This is a genomic window from Sporosarcina sp. FSL W7-1283, assembly GCF_038003105.1.
Lineage (GTDB): Bacteria > Bacillota > Bacilli > Bacillales_A > Planococcaceae > Sporosarcina > Sporosarcina newyorkensis.
Window position 1 is genome coordinate 2,177,068 of the sequence record NZ_JBBOOL010000001.1, and the last position, 18,655, is coordinate 2,195,722.

Consider the following 18,655-nt stretch of genomic DNA (forward strand, 5'->3'; position numbering starts at 1 on the left):
GACATTCATTATGCCAGAACATTCATTACCGCACGCACAGAGTCAGCTGATTTCTCAAGACCCGCTTTTTCATCGTCCGTTAATTCCAGTTCTATAATTTTTTCGATACCGCCTGCACCTAACACAGTCGGCACACCTAAGTATATACCGTCCATGCCATACTCTCCTTCAAGAAATGCAATAGATGGCAAGACACGTTTTTGATCTTTAAGGATTGCTTCTGTCATCTCCACTAATGAAGCGGCAGGTGCATAGTATGCAGAACCATTACCTAAAAGATTGACGATCTCAGCTCCACCTTTGCGCGTCCGATCTACGATTTCTTCCAGACGGCCTGCAGAAATCAAGTTTTCCAACGGTACACCACCTGCTGTTGAATAACGCACTAACGGAACCATATCATCCCCGTGACCGCCCAATACAAAACCAGTCACATCTTTTACGGAAAGATTTAATTCTTGTGCGACAAATGTACGGAAACGAGCAGTATCTAAAACTCCAGACTGACCGATTACGCGTTCTTTCGGAAAGCCAGATTCCCTATAAACGGTATACGTCATCGCATCAACTGGATTGGTTAACACTAGAATCGTCGTATTTGGTGAATATTTCACAATCTCAGCTGTTACTGATTTCATTACTTTTTGGTTGGTCTGAACTAAGTCGTCACGGCTCATTCCTGGTTTACGTGCAATACCTGCAGTGATGACAACGACATCTGAATCCTTTGTATCTTCATAATTAGAAGTCCCTATGATATTTGCGTCGAAACCTTGAACCGGACCAGCCTCCAACATGTCCAATGCTTTACCCTTTGTTGGATTTTCCATCTGAGGAATATCCACAATTACGACATCACAAAGTTCTTTTTGAGCCAAAAGAAATGCAGTTGTTGCTCCGGTAAAACCAGATCCGATAACCGATACTTTTTTACGCTTCAATGACATGTAAAACTCCCCTTTTCAGAACAATTTACTATCAATTACGCCTCGGTGTAATTGCGTCTAGATTTTGAATCGAGCAAGCTCGATTAACTCCTTTCAAAACCTGTGACATCCGCCGGAGGCTCCGTCTTTATTCAGCAGGCGTTTGAACACCGCTAAATAGTAAATATAAAGCTTTCTTCCCGCCACCTATAGAGGTGAAAGTCTGTTGCTGAATGTAGATAAAGAGGGAGAATGAATTCCCCCTCTTAATTATTTCTTATAGATTTTTGATTAATTCATCAGCGAAACCAGATGTGCTGACTTCAGTTGCGTTGTCCATTAGACGTGCGAAATCATACGTCACGACTTTAGACGCAATTGTGCTTTCGATAGAAGCTGTGATTAAATTAGCTGCTTCATTCCAACCAAGGTGTTCTAGCATCATAACGCCTGAAAGAAGTACGGATGAAGGGTTAACTTTATCCAATCCAGCGTATTTAGGTGCAGTACCGTGAGTTGCTTCGAAGATTGCATGTCCAGTTACATAGTTGATGTTCGCTCCTGGAGCGATACCAATTCCGCCAACTTGTGCAGCTAGTGCATCTGAGATGTAGTCACCGTTCAAGTTCATTGTAGCAACTACGTCGAATTCTTTAGGACGAGTCAAGATTTGTTGCAAGAAGATATCTGCAATCGCATCTTTTACGATGATTTTACCAGCAGCTTCTGCGTCAGATTGTGCTTTGTTCGCTGCTTCAGTGCCGTCAGCTTCTTTGATACGGTCATATTCTTTCCACGTGAATACTTTGTCGCCGAATTCTTCTTCAGCCACTTCATATCCCCAGCTTGCGAATGCGCCTTCTGTGAACTTCATGATGTTACCTTTGTGAACAAGTGTCAATGATTTACGGCCTTCATTGATCGTATAGTTCAACGCAGCACGGACAAGACGTTTCGTTCCTTCTTCAGAAATCGGCTTGATTCCAAGACCGGAAGTTTCAGGGAAACGGATCTTATCAACACCTAGCTCAGTTTGAAGGAAGTTAACTAATTTTTTCGCATCGTCAGAACCTTTTTGGTACTCGATCCCCGCGTAGATATCTTCTGTGTTCTCACGGAAAATAACCATGTCACAATCCTCAGGACGTTTCACGGGTGAAGGTACTCCTTCGAAATAACGAACTGGACGCAAGCAAGTGTATAGATCAAGTTCTTGACGCAAAGCTACGTTCAATGAACGGAATCCTCCACCGATTGGTGTTGTGAGCGGTCCTTTAATCGCGATAAGATATTCGTCAATTGTGTCGAGAGTTTCTTTCGGAAGCCAATCACCAGTTTGATTAAATGCTTTTTCCCCTGCAAGAACTTCTAACCAATTAATCTTCTTTTTACCGTCATAAGCCTTCTCAACAGCCGCTTCAATTACGCGTGATGCTGCGTTCCAAATATCTGGACCCGTACCGTCGCCTATAATGAAAGGAATCGTTGCGTGATCTGGGACGTTTAAAACACCGTTAGTTACTGTAATCTTTCCATCATTAGCCATTATTGATATCCTCCTGAGTTCAAAATCAGTGGGCCGGTATACGAGATACCGCCCCACGAAATTTACTAGTTTTTATCGTTCATTGATTGGAACATATTTCTGCATGCCTGGTCCTACGTATTCTGCACGTGGGCGGATCAAGCGATTGTTTTCGTATTGCTCCAGGATATGTGCAATCCATCCTGAAAAACGAGAAACGGCAAAAATAGGTGTGAAAATATCATGATCGATGTCTAATGAATGATATACCGAAGCGGAGTAGAAATCAACATTTGGAGGCAAATTCTTTTCGCCTGTTACAATTGATTCGATTTTCTCAGACATGTTATACCATTTTTCTTCACCGCGAAGAGCAGTTAATTTCTTAGACATTTCACGTAAATGCTTCGCACGTGGATCACCTTTGCGGTAGACACGGTGACCGAAGCCCATGATTTTTTCCTTGTTTGCTAGCTTTTCACGAATATATGGCTCGACTTTTTCCTCATCGCCAATTTCCATTAGCATATTCATAACCGCTTCGTTAGCTCCGCCGTGTAGCGGCCCTTTAAGAGCGCCAATTGCAGCAGTTACACCAGAATACATATCAGAAAGAGTTGCGACACATACACGCGCTGTGAACGTAGATGCGTTCAATTCATGGTCTGCATGTAACACAAGTGCTTTGTTGAATGCTTCTTCCGCGATATCAGCAGGCTCTTCCCCAGAAAGCATGTAAAGGAAGTTTGCCGCATAGCTAAGGCCCTTTTTAGGCGCTACTGGCTCTTGTCCTTTACGGATACGCGCGAAAGCAGTAACAACAGTTGCAACTTTTGCTTGAAGTTTAATCGCCTTTTTGTAATTTTCTTCAGGTGACATATCTTCAGCTTTATCATCGTATAATCCAAGAAGTGAGATTGCTGTGCGTAGTGCTGCCATCGGATGCACTTTGTCGATTGGATAAGTTTTAAAGTGGTCGATTACTCCTTGTGGTATTTCCGCATGCTCTTCTAGTTGCTGTTTTAACTCAGCAAGCTCGTCTGCACTTGGCAGGCGCTTATGCCAAAGGAGGTAAACTACTTCTTCAAAACTAGCGTTCTCTGCTAGATCGTCAATGCCATACCCTACATACGTAAGTGTGTCATCGATAATGGAGCTGATTTGAGTTTGTGCCGCAATGATACCTTCCAATCCTTTTGTTGCTGTCATGATATTCTCTCCTTCTTCCCAGTCTGGCCATCCCCCGGATGCGGAGTGCAGAATGACGGCCATCTGCTAATTATATTTTTATCTAAAACGCTTACAATGTCCATTATAAGCAACTTTTACAGTTTTGTGAATGGTAAAGATGTTTTTTGTTTATAATTATTCGAAAGGAGCGGGCAGAAATTATGATATCGATCGACTCTAAACGCCTACAAACGTACTCACGGCAATGGTTACCCGCTTTATTCATTGTCCTGTTTGTAGTGATCATCCCGCCTATTGGCTTCGCAATAATTTTAGCTTTTTTCACTGCCCCGCTTGTGAACTCTTTAATATCTTTAACTAAATTACCAGCTTTTTTAGCTACCTTAATCATTATGTTCATCCTTGCGCTTTTAATGTACGCATTTGTTTTCTTTTCGGTGAACGGCTTTATTTCAGTTCTTTGGACAGTTGAAGATCAGTTGGTCTTAGTCTTGGAGATGATTGACAGCAAAGGGCTGGATTTTCACGCAGTATCAGAGAACTTTATACAGTCCAGTCATGAAGCAATGGAAGGAATTTTAAGTTTTTTCCAAAAGTTATTCCAACAATTGTTTAGCATCTTCATGTTCGTTATTGCTTATTTCTTTGCATTACGAGAAAGTGCGAAGAATCGCTTTTGGTTTTTAGTTTATTTCCCCAAAAAATTCCGCCCCGCTGCGACACGTATTTTTTCAAAAGCCAGCAGCCTGATGGGGCATTTCTTTTCTGTTCAAATCCGGCTTTTTTTCATTACCTTTTCACTCATGAGTATCGGTTTTTGGTTGCTCGGTTTCGACTCTTTTTTGACAAAAGCATTTTTAATTTCCATGGTTGACAGTATTCCTTTTTTAGGAATTGGATTAGTCTTTTTACCAATGATTGCATTTGCGTTTTACATAGATCACGTACAATTAGCAATCGGTTTGCTCATTCTATATATCGTTTTGCTCATCACAAGGCAGATGACTGAATCTTTTTTATGGGCTCATACTTTCAAATTAAGAACCGTTCATTCGTTTCTCATTACTGCATGTGCAGTCTATTTATTTGGCATTTACGGCATTATATTTTTACCATTCTTTTTATTTTTAGCTTTGAAAGTAAAAGAACATCCTACCTTCACATAACGCGAATTTGCCCGTTTTTCATCTTGTTGTATATCCACTTCACAATAAATGGATATATAATTTTACGCGGCCAGCTAAATAGCAATATAAATCCTAGGATGTCTGTCAAAAATCCAGGCATCAACAACAATAGTCCGCCGAAAAATATACAAACACTATCTACCAAGGCTTTTCCAGGTGTTTCCCTATTCGCCAAGCGATATTGAAGATCTCGCCAAGCCCGAAAACCTTGTTTTTTCGCTAGATAGGCACCTCCGAACCCCGTCACAAGTATGATTAAGATTGTCGGAAGCACTCCTAGTGTTTTACCGGAAACTATCAATAAAGCCAACTCTGCAGTTGGAACAATGATGAATAGACCTACTAACCATTTCATATATTAACCTCCGAAAAGACCGCCTTCTCATAATGAGAACAGCGGTCTGAATGAATTACAATACTTTCGCGTGACCGTTGTAGATAACACCGCTCGCTGCATCCATTGTAATGTCGCTTCCATTTTTAATTATTGATGTTACATTTTCAACACCGACGATAACAGGAACACCTAGACTTAAACCAACTACTGCTGCATGGCTCGTCAGCCCGCTAGTTTCTGTGATAATACCTGCACATCTCTCAAGCGCTGCATACATATCACGATCAGTTGATTTCGTCACGATGATGTCGCCTTCAGCTATTTGAGTCAGTGCTTCCCTTGCCGAATTGATGACTTTCGCTTTTCCAAACGCCACATTTTTACCGATACCTTGCCCGCGTGCGATTAAATCACCGATCACATGCAATTTCATTAGGTTGGTAGTACCTGCTTCTCCAACTGGAACACCCGCAGTGATGATGACGACATCGCCATGTGTGACGTATTGATGCTTGACACTTTCTTCAACAGATTCTTGGAGGATCCCATCAATATCCAACGCTTTTTTGCCGACGATAGGATATACCCCCCACACGAGTGTCAGTTTATTAGAAACAGATTCAGAACGTGTCACTGCGATAATCGGAACACCTGGGCGGTATTTCGCAATCATCTCAGCAGTTTGACCACTTTCTGTCGGTGCCAAAATTACTTTTACATTAAGATTTAGAGCTGTATAGGCAGCCGCTTGTCCAATCGCTTCTGTAAGGTTTCCTTCTTTTCCTCTTGTTCTGGAGGAAACAACCGAGTGGAAGTCCATGGAGTCTTCTGTAGAAACTGCAATCTTATCCATTATTTTAACAGACTCTACTGGATACATCCCTGCTGCCGTTTCGCCCGATAGCATGACCGCATCAGAGCCATCCAAGATGGCATTCGCCACGTCGCTTGCTTCCGCTCTCGTTGGGCGCGGATTTCTCTGCATGGAATCAAGCATTTGAGTCGCCGTAATAACCGGCTTTCCATACTGGTTACATTTCTTAATCATCATCTTCTGAACCAAAGGAACTTCTTCAGCCGGTATTTCGACGCCTAAGTCTCCGCGAGCTACCATTAATCCATCTGATAATTGAAGTATTGCATCCAAATTGTCGACGCCTTCTTGATTTTCGATCTTCGGCACAATATGGATCTGTCCGCCATTATTGTTTTCAAGCAATTCGCGAATCTCTATCACATCTGCTGCGCGTCGAACAAAGGAAGCTGCAATGAAATCGACTCCTTGCTCAATACCAAACAGAATATCTTCTTTGTCTTTATCCGTAATCCCCGGAAGCTGTACAGAAACATTTGGTACGTTAACACCTTTATTGTTTTTCAATGGACCTGCGTTGATCACTTTAGTATGAATCAACCCTTTGTCATTATCTTTGCCGGTAACTTCCAGCTCAATCAGTCCATCATCCAAAAGTACGAATGAACCGCGATCTACATCATTGATCAGCTCTTTATACGTGACTGAAAAAACTTCTTCAGTCCCAAGCACTTCCTCCATCGAAATATCGATTGCTTGTCCTCTGACTAGCTCGATTTGGTCGTCCTTCATTTTATGTGTTCTGATTTCAGGACCCTTCGTATCCAGTAAAATCCCGACGACTTTTCCTCTTTCTTTAGCCGCCTTACGAATTCTTTCGATACGTACTTTATGTTCTTCTTGGGTGCCATGGGAGAAGTTCAGACGTGCCACGTTCATCCCTGCGTCAATCAGCTTATTCAGTGATTCATACGATTCACTTGCTGGACCGATTGTACACACAATTTTTGTCTTCCTCACTAACTATCGCTCCTCTGTGTCATGTAGACTCTGGTGATAACAATTAAATGGATAAAGTTTCAGCTAAATCCAATAATGACAGATCTAACTTTTCTCGCTTCGTAAAGACTTCCTCTAAATTATAGTCTACCACTTTATGATTTCTCATACCAATAGCAGCACTTCTTTTTCCTTCCATCAGAGCTTCAACCGCACGTGCGCCATATTGGCTGGCAATGACGCGGTCTCGTGCAGATGGTGAACCCCCCCGCTGAATATGCCCCAAAACAGAAACACGCGTATCGACATTAGCTTCTTTTTTTAGAATCTCCGCCAATTCATTTGCAGGCATCATCCCTTCAGCCAAAACGATAATACTGTGTTTTTTTCCACGATCAGCACTTTTCTTTATACGGTTGACGACTGAAGTCACGTCAAACTCCTTTTCAGGAAGTAGAATGGACTCCGCTCCGCCGCCAAGGCCGGCCCATAACGCCAGGTCACCTGCATCCCGCCCCATGACCTCTATGATAAATGAACGTTCATGTGAGGTGGCAGTGTCTCGGATTTTATCAATCGCTTCAATTACCGTGTTGAGCGCAGTATCAAAACCAATCGTAAACTCTGTGCCATTGATATCATTGTCAATCGTAGCCGGTACACAAGCACACGGTATATTCAGCTTGACGAGTTCATTAGCTCCGCGGAAAGAACCGTCACCACCGATGATCACGATACCTTCTATACCGTGAAGCTTAATCTGTCGCAATGCTTTTTGGCGGCCTTCTTCTGTCATGAATTCAGGACATCTGGCTGAACGTAAAACAGTTCCGCCCCTTTGAATGATATCGCCTACCGACCCAAGTTGGAACTGTTCAATTTTCCCATCAATCAACCCTTGATAACCATTGAATACACCTGCGACTTCCAAACCTTCAAATATCGCCTTCCGGACAACCGAACGAATCGCCGCATTCATTCCAGGCGCGTCGCCTCCGCTCGTCAACACTGCAATTTTCCTCATTCTCCACACTCCTTTCACATCAAATTAGTATGTAAGGATGAAAAGATGCGGTTATTCCGCACCTTTCATTCAGAAAACACGCCGATATTACGGAATTTCTCATAGCGTGCATCGATTAACGCTTCCGATGACAACTCGCACAGCGTTTTCAGTGATCTGCGCAATACATCGCGAATCTCGATCGCTTGCTGATTTGCATCTCGATGGGCGCCGCCTAGAACTTCAGGAATGATTTCATCAATGATGTTCATTTCTTTAAGATCTGGAGCCGTTATTTTCATCGCTTCCGCTGCCTGCTTCGCAAGTTTTGGATCTTTCCATAGAATCGAAGCGGCCCCTTCTGGTGAAATGACAGAGTACGTAGAGTTCTCAAGCATATGGATATGGTTGGCCACGCCTAATGCCAGCGCCCCGCCACTTCCGCCTTCACCGATGACAATCGAAATTACAGGCACTTTCAATCCTGCCATTTCCACCAAGTTCCGTGCAATTGCTTCACTTTGGCCACGCTCTTCAGCGGCTTTCCCGGGGTAAGCTCCTTTTGTGTCAATGAAGCATATAATTGGGCGATTGAATTTTTCGGCTTGCTTCATTAAACGAAGCGCTTTGCGATATCCTTCCGGGTGAGGCATTCCGAAGTTTCTTCTGACATTCTCTTTCGTATCCTTCCCTCGCTGATGGCCAATGACTGTGATCGGCATTTGGTCAAATGATGCAATGCCTCCTACAATCGCTTCGTCATCACCGAAGTTCCGATCGCCATGAAGCTCTATGAAGTCTTCGAAAAGATACTGGATATAGTCAGTAGTTGTCGGTCTCATAGGGTGTCGAGCGACTTGTACACGATCCCACGGCTCCATATTCTCATAAATATCTTTTTCCAATTTCGCCAAACGGCTTTTCAAATTCACGATTTCCGTTGAAAGGTCAACATCATTTACTGTCGTATACTCTTCTAATTCACTAATTTTTTCACGCAGTTTCACGATGGGTTCTTCAAAAGCTAATGTTTTACTCATGCACGATCCGTCTCCTTCCCTGCGTGAAGCTTAATAATTCTATCCATTACATCCACCATATCGCATCGATGAACGACAGCATCAACTTGTCCGTGACTAAGTAAGAACTCTGCCGTTTGGAAGTCTTCCGGCAATTTCTCCCTGACTGTCTGTTCAATGACACGACGTCCAGCAAAACCGATAAGTGCCTTTGGTTCCGCCAGATTGATATCTCCAACAGAAGCAAAGCTTGCTGAGACTCCGCCTGTTGTCGGATAAGTCATAATCGATACAAAAAGCAAGCCCTTGTTGGCATGACGTTTAAGAGCAACACTTACTTTCGCCATTTGCATCAAACTAAGGACTCCTTCTTGCATCCTCGCCCCACCGCTTGCGGAAAAGATCAACATCGGAATTCCTAGTTGCGTTGCTTTTTCTACAGTTCTTGTGATTTTCTCGCCTACGACAGAACCCATTGAACCCATTCTGAAATGCGCATCCATAATAGCAACCGCAACTTGCTTACCTTGAATAGTGCCGACTCCTGTTAACACTGCTTCATTTAACCCTGTCGCTTCTGAATCTGCCTGGACTTTCTCCGTATAGGAAGGAAAATCTAGAGGGTTTTCTGTTTTCAGGTGATCATCCATTGATTCAAAGCTCTCAGCATCCAATAAATGCTCGATTCTTTCCTGTGCAGTCATCTTGTAATGATGTTGACATTCCGGGCAAACTTTGGCGTTTTTCATCAGGTCTTTTGTCAATATTACAAACTTACATTCAGGACATTTAGTCATGATGCCTTCTGGTACGTCATTTTTGCTTTTCATTGATGGAATCGTGTGGTTTTCTTCTTTTGACTTCTTTTTAAATAACTCTCGGATACTCATTCCATTTCCCTTCTTTCTCCCTCGACTCGGTTCATCCATTGTGCATAATAGGCTATGGCCTGCTGTGTATTGCCTGCCATCATTTCTTCTAACAGAGCGCCCACTACCTCTATTTCTTCTGGGGCAATGATCGCCACATCAAAAGAGACTCCGCTATATTGTTTCAATAAAAACCAAATTTTTAAGGAAAGTCGATTTTCCGTCGCGATAATCGTTTCACGTATCACGTCTTCTCTTAAGAAAACAGCTTCTTCTTCATTTAATTTAACTTGCATGCCCTTCCAAACAGGCAATGCGCGCAGTTCCTCATTTTCAGTTACAGTGGTGATGGCTGCACGTTCGTGAATCATTCGAGTTTCCACAACGTCTTGGACAGATCGAGCTTGTTGCATGATAAACGTGGAGAGGACCTCAACCAATTGGTGTTTTTTAAAATCAGATAAAAAAGTTCCTTCTCCGCGTCTCGTTTCAATCAAGCCAAGCAATTCCATACTGCGCAACGCTTCTCGGACTGCTGTCCTGCTAACCTGCAACTGCTCGGCAAGATGTCGCTCAGAGGGCAATTTATCGCCATATTGGATACCTTGCTCTTTGATCAGCGATTGCAGCTCTCCGATAATATCCAAAAATCTCTTGGATGACGATTGTGAATTTTGCATAAAAGAACTCCTTTTTCGTTCTGCCGGCAAAGTGGTCAGACCACCTTGCTTACTAGCATACAAAAAAGATTCCTCTCCGTAAAGCATAAATGGGAAAGTTTCGATAGTTTTTTTTCGTCAAATTTCGCACTGACTGAACGCTCGCTTTGTAATAGTACAGCGCACAGCCAGCAATGACGCGTCTTGTGTCATGTCTGGCTAACGCTTTTTTTCTGTTCTATTTCATTCTTTTTCATGAGTCGGCAAGGGAGTCATTTGGTCAATGATTACCTGAACAGATTGATTTCGATAATCAATCGTTCCTGCTAATTGAACAAATTGGTTTTCATTCAAGTGAACACTAATTTGCGCATAAAGCTTAGGAAATACTGTACAAGAAACTTCTTCCGTCTCATCTTGCAGAGTTAGAAAAGCCATTGCTTCTCCTTTTTTCGTTCGGATTCGCTTAATCGATAAAATAATGCCCATACATTTGACTTTGGCACCTGGCCTCAAATCAAGCAGAGATGAAATCGGCTGAATAAGATCGGCGGTATTGCGTTTTAACTCTTCTATAGGATGTTCAGATAAATAAAATCCTAAGGTATCGCGTTCAAAGGCCAGCACCGTTAAACGATTCATCGTTCCGCCTGGATTGTATTTCGGATGTGAATTGAATTTGAATTGTTCACTTAGCGCGTCATCCCCTATATACAATGCATGCGATTGTGCCGCATCGATAGAGGCCAATAGAATTGCTCGTGTCTCTCCGAACCCATCTAGGGCACCTGCTTTGATCAGTGGAATCAATGTCTTTTCAGTGAAATGATCAGCACCCAAAGCAATAGCCATATCAAACATCGACGACCATTGTTGATTCTCTCTAGCAATAGCTAATTGCTGATAGAACGCGAAAGTCACTCCTTTAATCGCCCCAAGGCCCAAACGAATAGCGTTTCCTTCCACAGTATGCGAATAGCGGCTTTTCGTCACGGAAGGCGGATGAATTTCTATTCCTTTCGCTTTAATTTCTCGAATTAGCTCCATCATTTTATCTTTGCTGCCTGTCAGCGAGGATAGATAAGCCGCATAAAAATATGTCGGTTCATTTGCCTTAAAGAAAGCCAGGCGATAGGAAATTAACGTATACGCAACGGCATGACTTTTCGGAAAACCATAGTCCGCGAACTTGACGATTAGATTATAGACGTTATTCGCCTTGGCATGATCAAACCCTTTTTTTGTTGCACCTGCAATAAAATGCTGCCGTTCTTTTTCTAGTACTTGCTGATTCTTTTTACTGATGGCCCGTCGTAATAAATCCGCTTCAGCTAAAGTGAACCCAGCGATTTCAACAGCGATTTTCATGATTTGCTCTTGATAGATGATGATCCCGTATGTTTCTGCTAAAATCGGCTGCAATTCCGGTATCTCATATGTTGTCGGCTCCTGTCTGTTTTTACGGCGACTATAGAGAGGTATGAATTCCATCGGTCCCGGTCGATACAAAGCATTTACTGAGTATAGATCATTGAAATTATCCGGATGAATGGTTTGCAATGCTCGCCGCATGCCAGGGGATTCAAATTGAAAAATCCCTGTCGTATCCCCTGTTTTGAACAAATTGTACGTTGCCCGATCATCCAGCGGAATACTTTCAAAATTAATCTCCTGTTTCTTATTGTACTGGACCATAGAACGAATCCTATCGAGTAACGTTAAATTTCTCAGACCTAAAAAGTCCATTTTCAACAAGCCGGCCTCTTCGACATCTTTCATAGCCCACTGCGTTAAAAACACTTCTTCTGTTCCAATTTGCAATGGCACAAAATTGACGAGTGGGTCGGTCGACAGTACAACACCCGCCGCGTGCGTAGACGCGTTCCTAGGCAAGTCTTCCAGTCTTTCCGCAGATTGCTGCCAAAGGGCTCTGCGAGGATCAACCGAAATCCAATCCTGCAGTTTTCGGGACTGTTGGACCGTGTCTTTGAATGAACGTCCACTGCTTAATTCGTTGGACATAAAACGAACTTCTTCCGGAGTGAAATCCAGAGCTCTCGCTATGTTCCTTGCGACAGCTTTCGTTGACAATGTTCCGAACGTGATGATTTGTGCCGCGTGTTGCTTGCCGTATGTATCGGCCACATAATTAACCACTTCCGTTCGGCGATTATCGGCGAAATCGATGTCGATATCCGGCATCGTCACACGTTCCGGATTCAAAAATCGTTCAAATAGCAGCCCATAATGAATAGGATCTACTTCTGTGATACCTAAAGCAAAGGCAACTAAAGATCCTGCAGATGAACCCCGCCCGGGACCAACGAGTATTTTCTCATTTTTGGCATAGCGGACATAATCTTCAACAATCAAGAAATAATCAGTGAACCCCATCTGCTCAATGATCTCCAATTCATAGTTCAAACGTTTTGCATACTCAGCAGGTAGTTGCTGAAAACGACACTGGAGACCTTTCTGGCATTTTTCTGTTAGTACGGAAATAGCGGTTCGTCCCACAGGAACCGGAAATGTAGGAAGTTGAAAATCTTCATTTGATATGTTCACTTGGCATGCACTAAGAATTTCTGTAGTCAGTTGCAGCCATTCGGGATGATCATGGAACCATTCAGACAGTTCATGCGCCTGTGGTAAATACGCTTGGCGAAAACGATTCGGAGGTTTTTGAGGGTCATTTAATTTATAGCCTTTACGAATCGCGGTTGCCACTTCATAGGAAGGAAAATCTTCCGCATGCAGAAAACGAGTTTCATGGCATGCAGCAATTTGCAGTTCACATTCTCCAGCCAGTTCGATTATGTGATCTTCTTCGGCGTGTTTTGCTCCGCCTGGTCGACCAATCCCAATAAACGTCGACTGATCCGCTTGTGCTTCCACTAAATGTTGCACCATCTCAGCGGTCCTGTGAGCAGCCCATGAAGAATCCGTTAACGCACAAATGACCCAGCAACCTTCCCGATATGCATGCAACCAAGAAAGCGGTAGGTTTTCCTCTTCACGTGTCGATATGGCACTGCTCATTTTCATTAGATTCGAAAAACCTAATTGATTTTTTGCATACACATATAGAAGAAGATCTTTGTCCTCAATCGACACTTTGACTGATAGACCGATCACTGGACGTATGCCGTATTTTGACAACATCTTACTGAATGATCGTACACCGTACAGTTTACTATTTACGATTGCAGCCGAACTAGCTCCCCTTTGTTGTAAAAGAGGAGCCAATTCATCTAACTTTACGATTCCGCGCAATAAGTCTGCGCCAGTAACGATTTGCGGATACATCAGGTTCATTTCAATCCCTCAGCTCTGCTTAGTAATTTCTACAAATTTCTGCTAGCTTCACAATGACTTCATTTGCTTCATCCCACGAATAGACCGATGCTCCGGATGCAAGTGGATGCCCGCCTCCGTTATATTGCATCGCCAAGGTGTTAATCACAGGACCTTTTGAGCGTAAGCGAACACGGATTTGATCGTCTTCTTCAACGAAAATAATCCACGCACAGATCCCTTCGACATTCCCTAATGAACCGACCAGCTGTGAAGTTTCAGAAACTGTCACATCAAATTGATCAAGTATCTCACGGGTCAATTTAATATACGCGGCTCCATGTTCATCAATTGTGAAGTTTTGATAAATATAACCTTGGAGGTGCAAGATTTTACGCTCTACTTCATACATTCCTGCAAATAATTTCGTTCGATCAAAAGGCTGTTTGATAAGTGAACTCGCAATTTCAAATGTTTTTTCTGTAGTGCTTTGGAACATAAAACGTCCAGTATCTCCCACAATCCCAGCGAATAAAAAACGAGCTGCTTCAGTTGAAATTTCCCAGCCATACGATGCTTGACCTTCTTCAAAAAGAGTATAGATCATCTCCGAACAAGAGCTGGCTTCCGTATTCACCCATCGCTCATCACCGTATGGATCTTCGTTCGGATGGTGGTCAATCTTCAATAAAAAAGATCCTTGTTTGAAGAATTCGCCATCTATCCGATCTGTATTGGCTGTGTCTGTAACAATGACGAGTGCGCCTTCGTAATCTGCTTCAGTAACCTGATCGGGTTTCCCTAAATAAGTGAGAAGTTCATCATGTGTTCCTGCAGCCAGTACTTCTTTATCAGGATAATTTTTTTTGATTAATTCTTTAAGCCCCATTTGAGAGCCATATGCGTCCGGGTCTGGACGGACATGTCGATGGATAATGATTTTTTGATAGCGTTCAATTGTGTCAATGATTTGTCTTTTCATGCGGATTCCCCCAAGTTCTTGTTCTTGTATTCGCAATTCCTGTTAAAAGCCGCTACAATGTATTATGATCTAAAGGTTTAAACCTATAGATTATTTTCATGTAATGGAGGCTTTTTAATGGGAACGGTCAATTTTTTATTCGTTTTTGGTATCGTCGCTTCCGGCGTTTTTTATTTCGTTTTTAAGACTCGTCAATTTCGAACCAGCCATATGTTTCCGATCCGGAAAAAGATGTATGCAAGCATGGCAGGATCTGCTCTTGGTGCCCTTTTGATCTTTTTTGGGCTCAATCAAATACTGTTTTTCGAAGGTATTCTAACCTATGTGGTGGCAGGTATATTCATAGTATTTGGCGGCTATGTCGCGATCTTTAATCTTAAAGCGAAGAAACATTATAAGCAGTTCGTTGAAGAAGAGCGAGCATTGAACGAAAACTGATGTCCAAACGGCATCAGTTTTTTATTTTTAATCACGGTTAGAAGCCAGCCAAGTTACTTCTCAAAAAGTTGGAACATCCCCATTGCTTTTGCCACGATACTGTCATTCGAGAAGAGCTCTATTTCCAATTTGATGAATCTGCGACTCGTGTGCAAGATTTTCGGCACAACTGTGACTGCAGCACCTAGCTGAACTTGTTTAATGAAATAAATCGTGACGTTTTCAGGAACGCTCTCTCCGCGTTTTTGAAGACGAATCGCTCGGCTGCCTGCTTCGTTCAAGATTGTGAGCATAGCGCCATAAGATAGAGAGCCGAATTGATTGGTCATTTGAGGGACAACAGAGAATTCTATTTTTTCAGGCGCGTTTGGAATGACCTTCATTTGATTCTTTACAATATCATCGATTGTTTCACCTTGCTGCGGTTGACGCTGGGTCATTTGCAGTGCCTTTAAGACATCTTGACGGCTTATGATCCCTTCGAGTATTCCCGCATCGGAAACAACTGGCATTAAATCAATGCCTTCCCAAATCATGCTGTGACCTGCCGAAGCCACGCTCATTTTCCCATTGACGGTAATGGGATCCGGGGTCATGACTTTTCCGACAGTATCCATATCCGGTTTACTGACGACGTCACGAGACGTGATGATCCCAACCAACTTTCCATTGGACTCCACGACGGGATAAGCCGAGTGTGCCGTCTGATGATTGACTTCGAAAAACTGATCAACCGAGTCTTCCGGGGCCAAAGTTACCGTACGGGCGAGCGGAGTCAATATGTCTTCTACTAATAAAATTTCTTTTTCGATTAACTGATCATAAATGGCGCGATTGAGCATGGTAGCCACTGTGAATGTATCATAGCTCGTGGAAATGACAGGTAAGTTCATTTCATCCGCTAGATGCTTCACTTCTTCCGTCGCATCAAATCCGCCTGTTACAAGCACCGCCGCTCCCGCTTTTATAGCGATTTCATGGGCTTTCAAACGGTTTCCGACAATTAGCAGGCTGCCCGCATCGATGTATCGTATCATATCCTCAAGCTGCATAGCTCCAACGACAAATTTCGTTAATGTTTTATGTAATCCATCGCGACCACCTAATACCACGCCATCTACGATATTGATGACTTCAGCAAATGTCAGGCGTTCAATATTTTCTTTTTTCTTTTTTTCTATACGAATGGTACCTACACGTTCAATTGTATTGACGAGCTTCTGATTTTCAGCTTCTTTAATCGCACGGTATGCAGTACCATCACTTACTTCTAGCGCTTTAGCTACTTGGCGTACAGAAATCTTCTCCCCTACTGCCAAACTTTCAATGTAGCGCAAGATTTGTTCGTGTTTTGTTGACATGGATTCACCTTTTTCTCCGACCTAGTTTGAACGGTTTAGGCTTTTAGCTAATCATACCATAATTCAATCAAAAAAACGGTCTAAGACGATAACAAAGCGCCTCGACCGCCACTGCCCTATTTTGGATTGTTAGATCTCAATCACGTCTCCAGCCGCCATAATTTTCACTTCATGTGACGTTACAAGTGATTTGAAACCTTCAGGATTCTGTTCGATTGGCGGAAACGTATTGAAATGGACAGGCACAGTTAATTTCGGCTTCAGAATCTCAACAGCCTTCGCTGCGTCGCGCGGCCCCATTGTAAAGTTATCGCCAATCGGAAGGAAAGCAATATCAATCGGATCTTCGGCATACAATTTCATATCACTGAACAGCGCCGTGTCTCCCGCGTGATAAATGATTTTATCTTCAATGGTCAGTAACAGACCTGCTGGCATGCCTGTGTATATGATTTCATTATTTTCTGTTGTGTAAGAAGAACTGTGGAATGCTTGTGTATATTTGACTGTCCCAAAATCGAACTTTTTTGAACCGCCTATATTCATGCCGTGTGTCCGCAATCCTTGAAAACCTAAATAAACCGCCAATTCATTGGGCGCAACGACGAGAATATCTTCCCTTTTCGCAATTTCCATCGTATCTCCTACATGGTCGTTATGACCGTGCGTCAGTAAGATCACATCCGGTTTTTCATCTGCCGCTTTCAGATCTGTCAGCTTATTGCCCGTAATGAATGGGTCAATCAGTATGGTCTTTCCGCTAGTTTCAATTTTCACGATCGAATGGCCGTGATATGAGATTTTCACAAAAATCACTCTCCTAATTTTAATGAATCTGTACTCTATACCTTCTGCAAAACAGCGCAAAACCCTCTTTTTTTGTTATACTAACAAAAACAAAGGAGGCTACATAAATGTCTAATATTAAAAAAGTCCAAGATTTCCTCATCGAACACGCTATAGATGCTGCTCTTATTACGAATCCCGATAACATCTTCTATCTAACCAATTTTCGAAGTGAGCCACATGAACGTTTACTAGGTGTGGTTATTTTTAAAGAAGAAGAACCATTTATTATATGTCCAGCCATGGAAGTGGCGGATGTAAAAGCAATCGGCTGGTCCCATGGCGTTGTCGGCTATAAAGACACTGATAACGCGTTTGAATTCTTGGATAACGCCATCCAAGATCGCATCTCTGAATTGACACTACTGGCAATAGAAAAAGAACATATAACAGTAGACCGGTTCGAAATTTTACAAGAACGGTTCCCCGCCCTCCAATTCGCTAAGCTGGATGGAGAAATCACAAATTATCGGTTAATTAAAAATGAAACTGAATTGGACTGCTTGAGAAAAGCTGCTGAATTGGCAGACTACGCAATCAAAGTCGGTTGCAGTGAAATTAAAGAAGGTAAAACCGAACTGGAGATTGTCCAAGCTGTTGAACAAGCAGTCAAACAAAAGGGTGCCGAAAAGATGTCCTTTGACACAATTGTCATTTCAGGTAAAAAAACCGCTTCCCCTCACGGTATACCCGGTGACCGCGCGATTAAAAATGGAGATTTCATCCTTTTTGATCTGGGTGTTGTATATAAAGGATATTGTTCAGATATTACCCGAACGATTGCACTTGGCGAGCCGACAGACGAACAACGAAAAATCTATGAAACAGTTAAAAAAGCACAGCAAGCAGCAATTGATGTGGTTCGTCCCGGTACACTGGCAAAAGAAGTGGATCTGGCTGCTCGTTCTGTGATTGAAGAAGCGGGCTATGGTGAACTTTTCTCACACCGAATAGGTCATGGCCTTGGTATATCCGTACATGAGTACCCTTCTCTGACAGCAGCGAATGAACTCCCTTTAGAAGAAGGGATGGTTTTCACAATCGAGCCGGGTATTTACGATCCAACGATTACAGGCGTACGAATTGAAGACGATGTACTGGTAACAAAGGACGGCGTTGAGGTCTTGACGAAGTTCCCTAAAGACTTGAAGATTATTTAACTAGTTTATGAACATAAAAAAGCAGCCGCACAAAGCGCGGACTGC

The 18,655-nt window shown here is 42.7% G+C and carries 16 protein-coding genes; 3 read left to right on the forward strand and 13 right to left on the reverse strand.

Features of this window, described 5'->3' with window-relative positions; all coding sequences use genetic code 11:
- Positions 1–8: 8 nt before the first annotated feature.
- The 3 genes from mdh to citZ all read right to left on the reverse strand — a co-directional run bounded on the left by mdh (position 9) and on the right by citZ (position 3,660).
- A complete protein-coding gene (mdh, locus tag MKY93_RS10755; RefSeq protein WP_009497660.1) occupies positions 9–947 on the reverse strand; it encodes a malate dehydrogenase in 939 nt (312 codons plus the stop codon).
- A gap of 256 nt (positions 948–1,203) precedes the next feature.
- Positions 1,204–2,472: an NADP-dependent isocitrate dehydrogenase gene (icd, locus tag MKY93_RS10760; protein WP_009497661.1), complete on the reverse strand. Its 1,269-nt coding sequence runs from the start codon at positions 2,470–2,472 to the stop codon at positions 1,204–1,206.
- Between the two features lie 72 nt (positions 2,473–2,544).
- Complete coding sequence (citZ, locus tag MKY93_RS10765) at positions 2,545–3,660, reverse strand: citrate synthase (protein ID WP_040759263.1); 1,116 nt, start codon at positions 3,658–3,660, stop codon at positions 2,545–2,547.
- A 182-nt stretch (positions 3,661–3,842) separates the two neighbouring features.
- On the opposite strand from citZ, the gene MKY93_RS10770 reads away from it, so the two are divergent.
- Complete coding sequence (locus tag MKY93_RS10770; protein WP_009497663.1) at positions 3,843–4,808, forward strand: AI-2E family transporter; 966 nt, start codon at positions 3,843–3,845, stop codon at positions 4,806–4,808.
- On the opposite strand, the gene MKY93_RS10775 is transcribed toward MKY93_RS10770, so the two are convergent.
- From MKY93_RS10775 to MKY93_RS10810, 8 genes are all read right to left on the reverse strand, one after another.
- Positions 4,801–5,184, reverse strand: coding sequence for an FxsA family protein (locus tag MKY93_RS10775; RefSeq protein ID WP_340759053.1), 384 nt, complete (start codon positions 5,182–5,184; stop codon positions 4,801–4,803). The two genes, MKY93_RS10770 and MKY93_RS10775, sit on opposite strands and share 8 nt — an antisense overlap.
- A 55-nt stretch (positions 5,185–5,239) precedes the next feature.
- Positions 5,240–7,000 carry a pyruvate kinase gene (pyk, locus tag MKY93_RS10780; protein ID WP_009497665.1) on the reverse strand — a complete coding sequence of 587 codons (1,761 nt, stop codon included), beginning with the start codon at positions 6,998–7,000 and terminating at the stop codon, positions 5,240–5,242.
- A 43-nt stretch (positions 7,001–7,043) separates the two neighbouring features.
- A complete protein-coding gene (gene pfkA, locus MKY93_RS10785) occupies positions 7,044–8,003 on the reverse strand; it encodes a 6-phosphofructokinase (RefSeq protein ID WP_340759054.1) in 960 nt (319 codons plus the stop codon).
- A gap of 65 nt (positions 8,004–8,068) precedes the next feature.
- Positions 8,069–9,022 (reverse strand): acetyl-CoA carboxylase carboxyl transferase subunit alpha, encoded by a 954-nt coding sequence (gene accA, locus MKY93_RS10790; RefSeq protein WP_009497667.1) that lies wholly within the window; start codon positions 9,020–9,022, stop codon positions 8,069–8,071.
- Positions 9,019–9,891: an acetyl-CoA carboxylase, carboxyltransferase subunit beta gene (accD, locus tag MKY93_RS10795; RefSeq protein WP_221836428.1), complete on the reverse strand. Its 873-nt coding sequence runs from the start codon at positions 9,889–9,891 to the stop codon at positions 9,019–9,021. The genes accA and accD overlap by 4 nt, the downstream gene beginning before the upstream one ends.
- Positions 9,888–10,550 (reverse strand): FadR/GntR family transcriptional regulator, encoded by a 663-nt coding sequence (locus MKY93_RS10800; RefSeq protein WP_040759265.1) that lies wholly within the window; start codon positions 10,548–10,550, stop codon positions 9,888–9,890. Before MKY93_RS10800 ends, accD begins: the two co-directional genes overlap by 4 nt.
- 222 nt (positions 10,551–10,772) lie before the next feature.
- The gene (locus MKY93_RS10805; protein WP_340759055.1) at positions 10,773–13,844 is read right to left on the reverse strand and encodes a DNA polymerase III subunit alpha; all 3,072 of its coding nucleotides are present in this window, start codon (positions 13,842–13,844) and stop codon (positions 10,773–10,775) included.
- 19 nt (positions 13,845–13,863) lie between these two features.
- On the reverse strand, positions 13,864–14,805 hold the full coding sequence (locus MKY93_RS10810; RefSeq protein WP_040759267.1) for a DHH family phosphoesterase: 942 nt from the start codon (positions 14,803–14,805) through the stop codon (positions 13,864–13,866).
- A gap of 117 nt (positions 14,806–14,922) precedes the next feature.
- Between MKY93_RS10810 and MKY93_RS10815 the strand changes: the two genes are divergently transcribed.
- Positions 14,923–15,243 (forward strand): YtpI family protein, encoded by a 321-nt coding sequence (locus tag MKY93_RS10815; protein WP_009497672.1) that lies wholly within the window; start codon positions 14,923–14,925, stop codon positions 15,241–15,243.
- 53 nt (positions 15,244–15,296) lie between these two features.
- Here the strand turns inward: MKY93_RS10815 and MKY93_RS10820 are convergent, their stop codons facing one another.
- On the reverse strand, positions 15,297–16,604 hold the full coding sequence (locus tag MKY93_RS10820) for a DRTGG domain-containing protein (RefSeq protein ID WP_340759056.1): 1,308 nt from the start codon (positions 16,602–16,604) through the stop codon (positions 15,297–15,299).
- 129 nt (positions 16,605–16,733) lie between these two features.
- Complete coding sequence (locus MKY93_RS10825) at positions 16,734–17,411, reverse strand: metal-dependent hydrolase (RefSeq protein WP_009497675.1); 678 nt, start codon at positions 17,409–17,411, stop codon at positions 16,734–16,736.
- A 107-nt stretch (positions 17,412–17,518) separates the two neighbouring features.
- Here MKY93_RS10825 and MKY93_RS10830 point away from each other — a divergent pair, with 107 nt between their 5' ends.
- A complete protein-coding gene (locus MKY93_RS10830) occupies positions 17,519–18,610 on the forward strand; it encodes a M24 family metallopeptidase (RefSeq protein WP_340759057.1) in 1,092 nt (363 codons plus the stop codon).
- Positions 18,611–18,655: the final 45 nt, after the last annotated feature.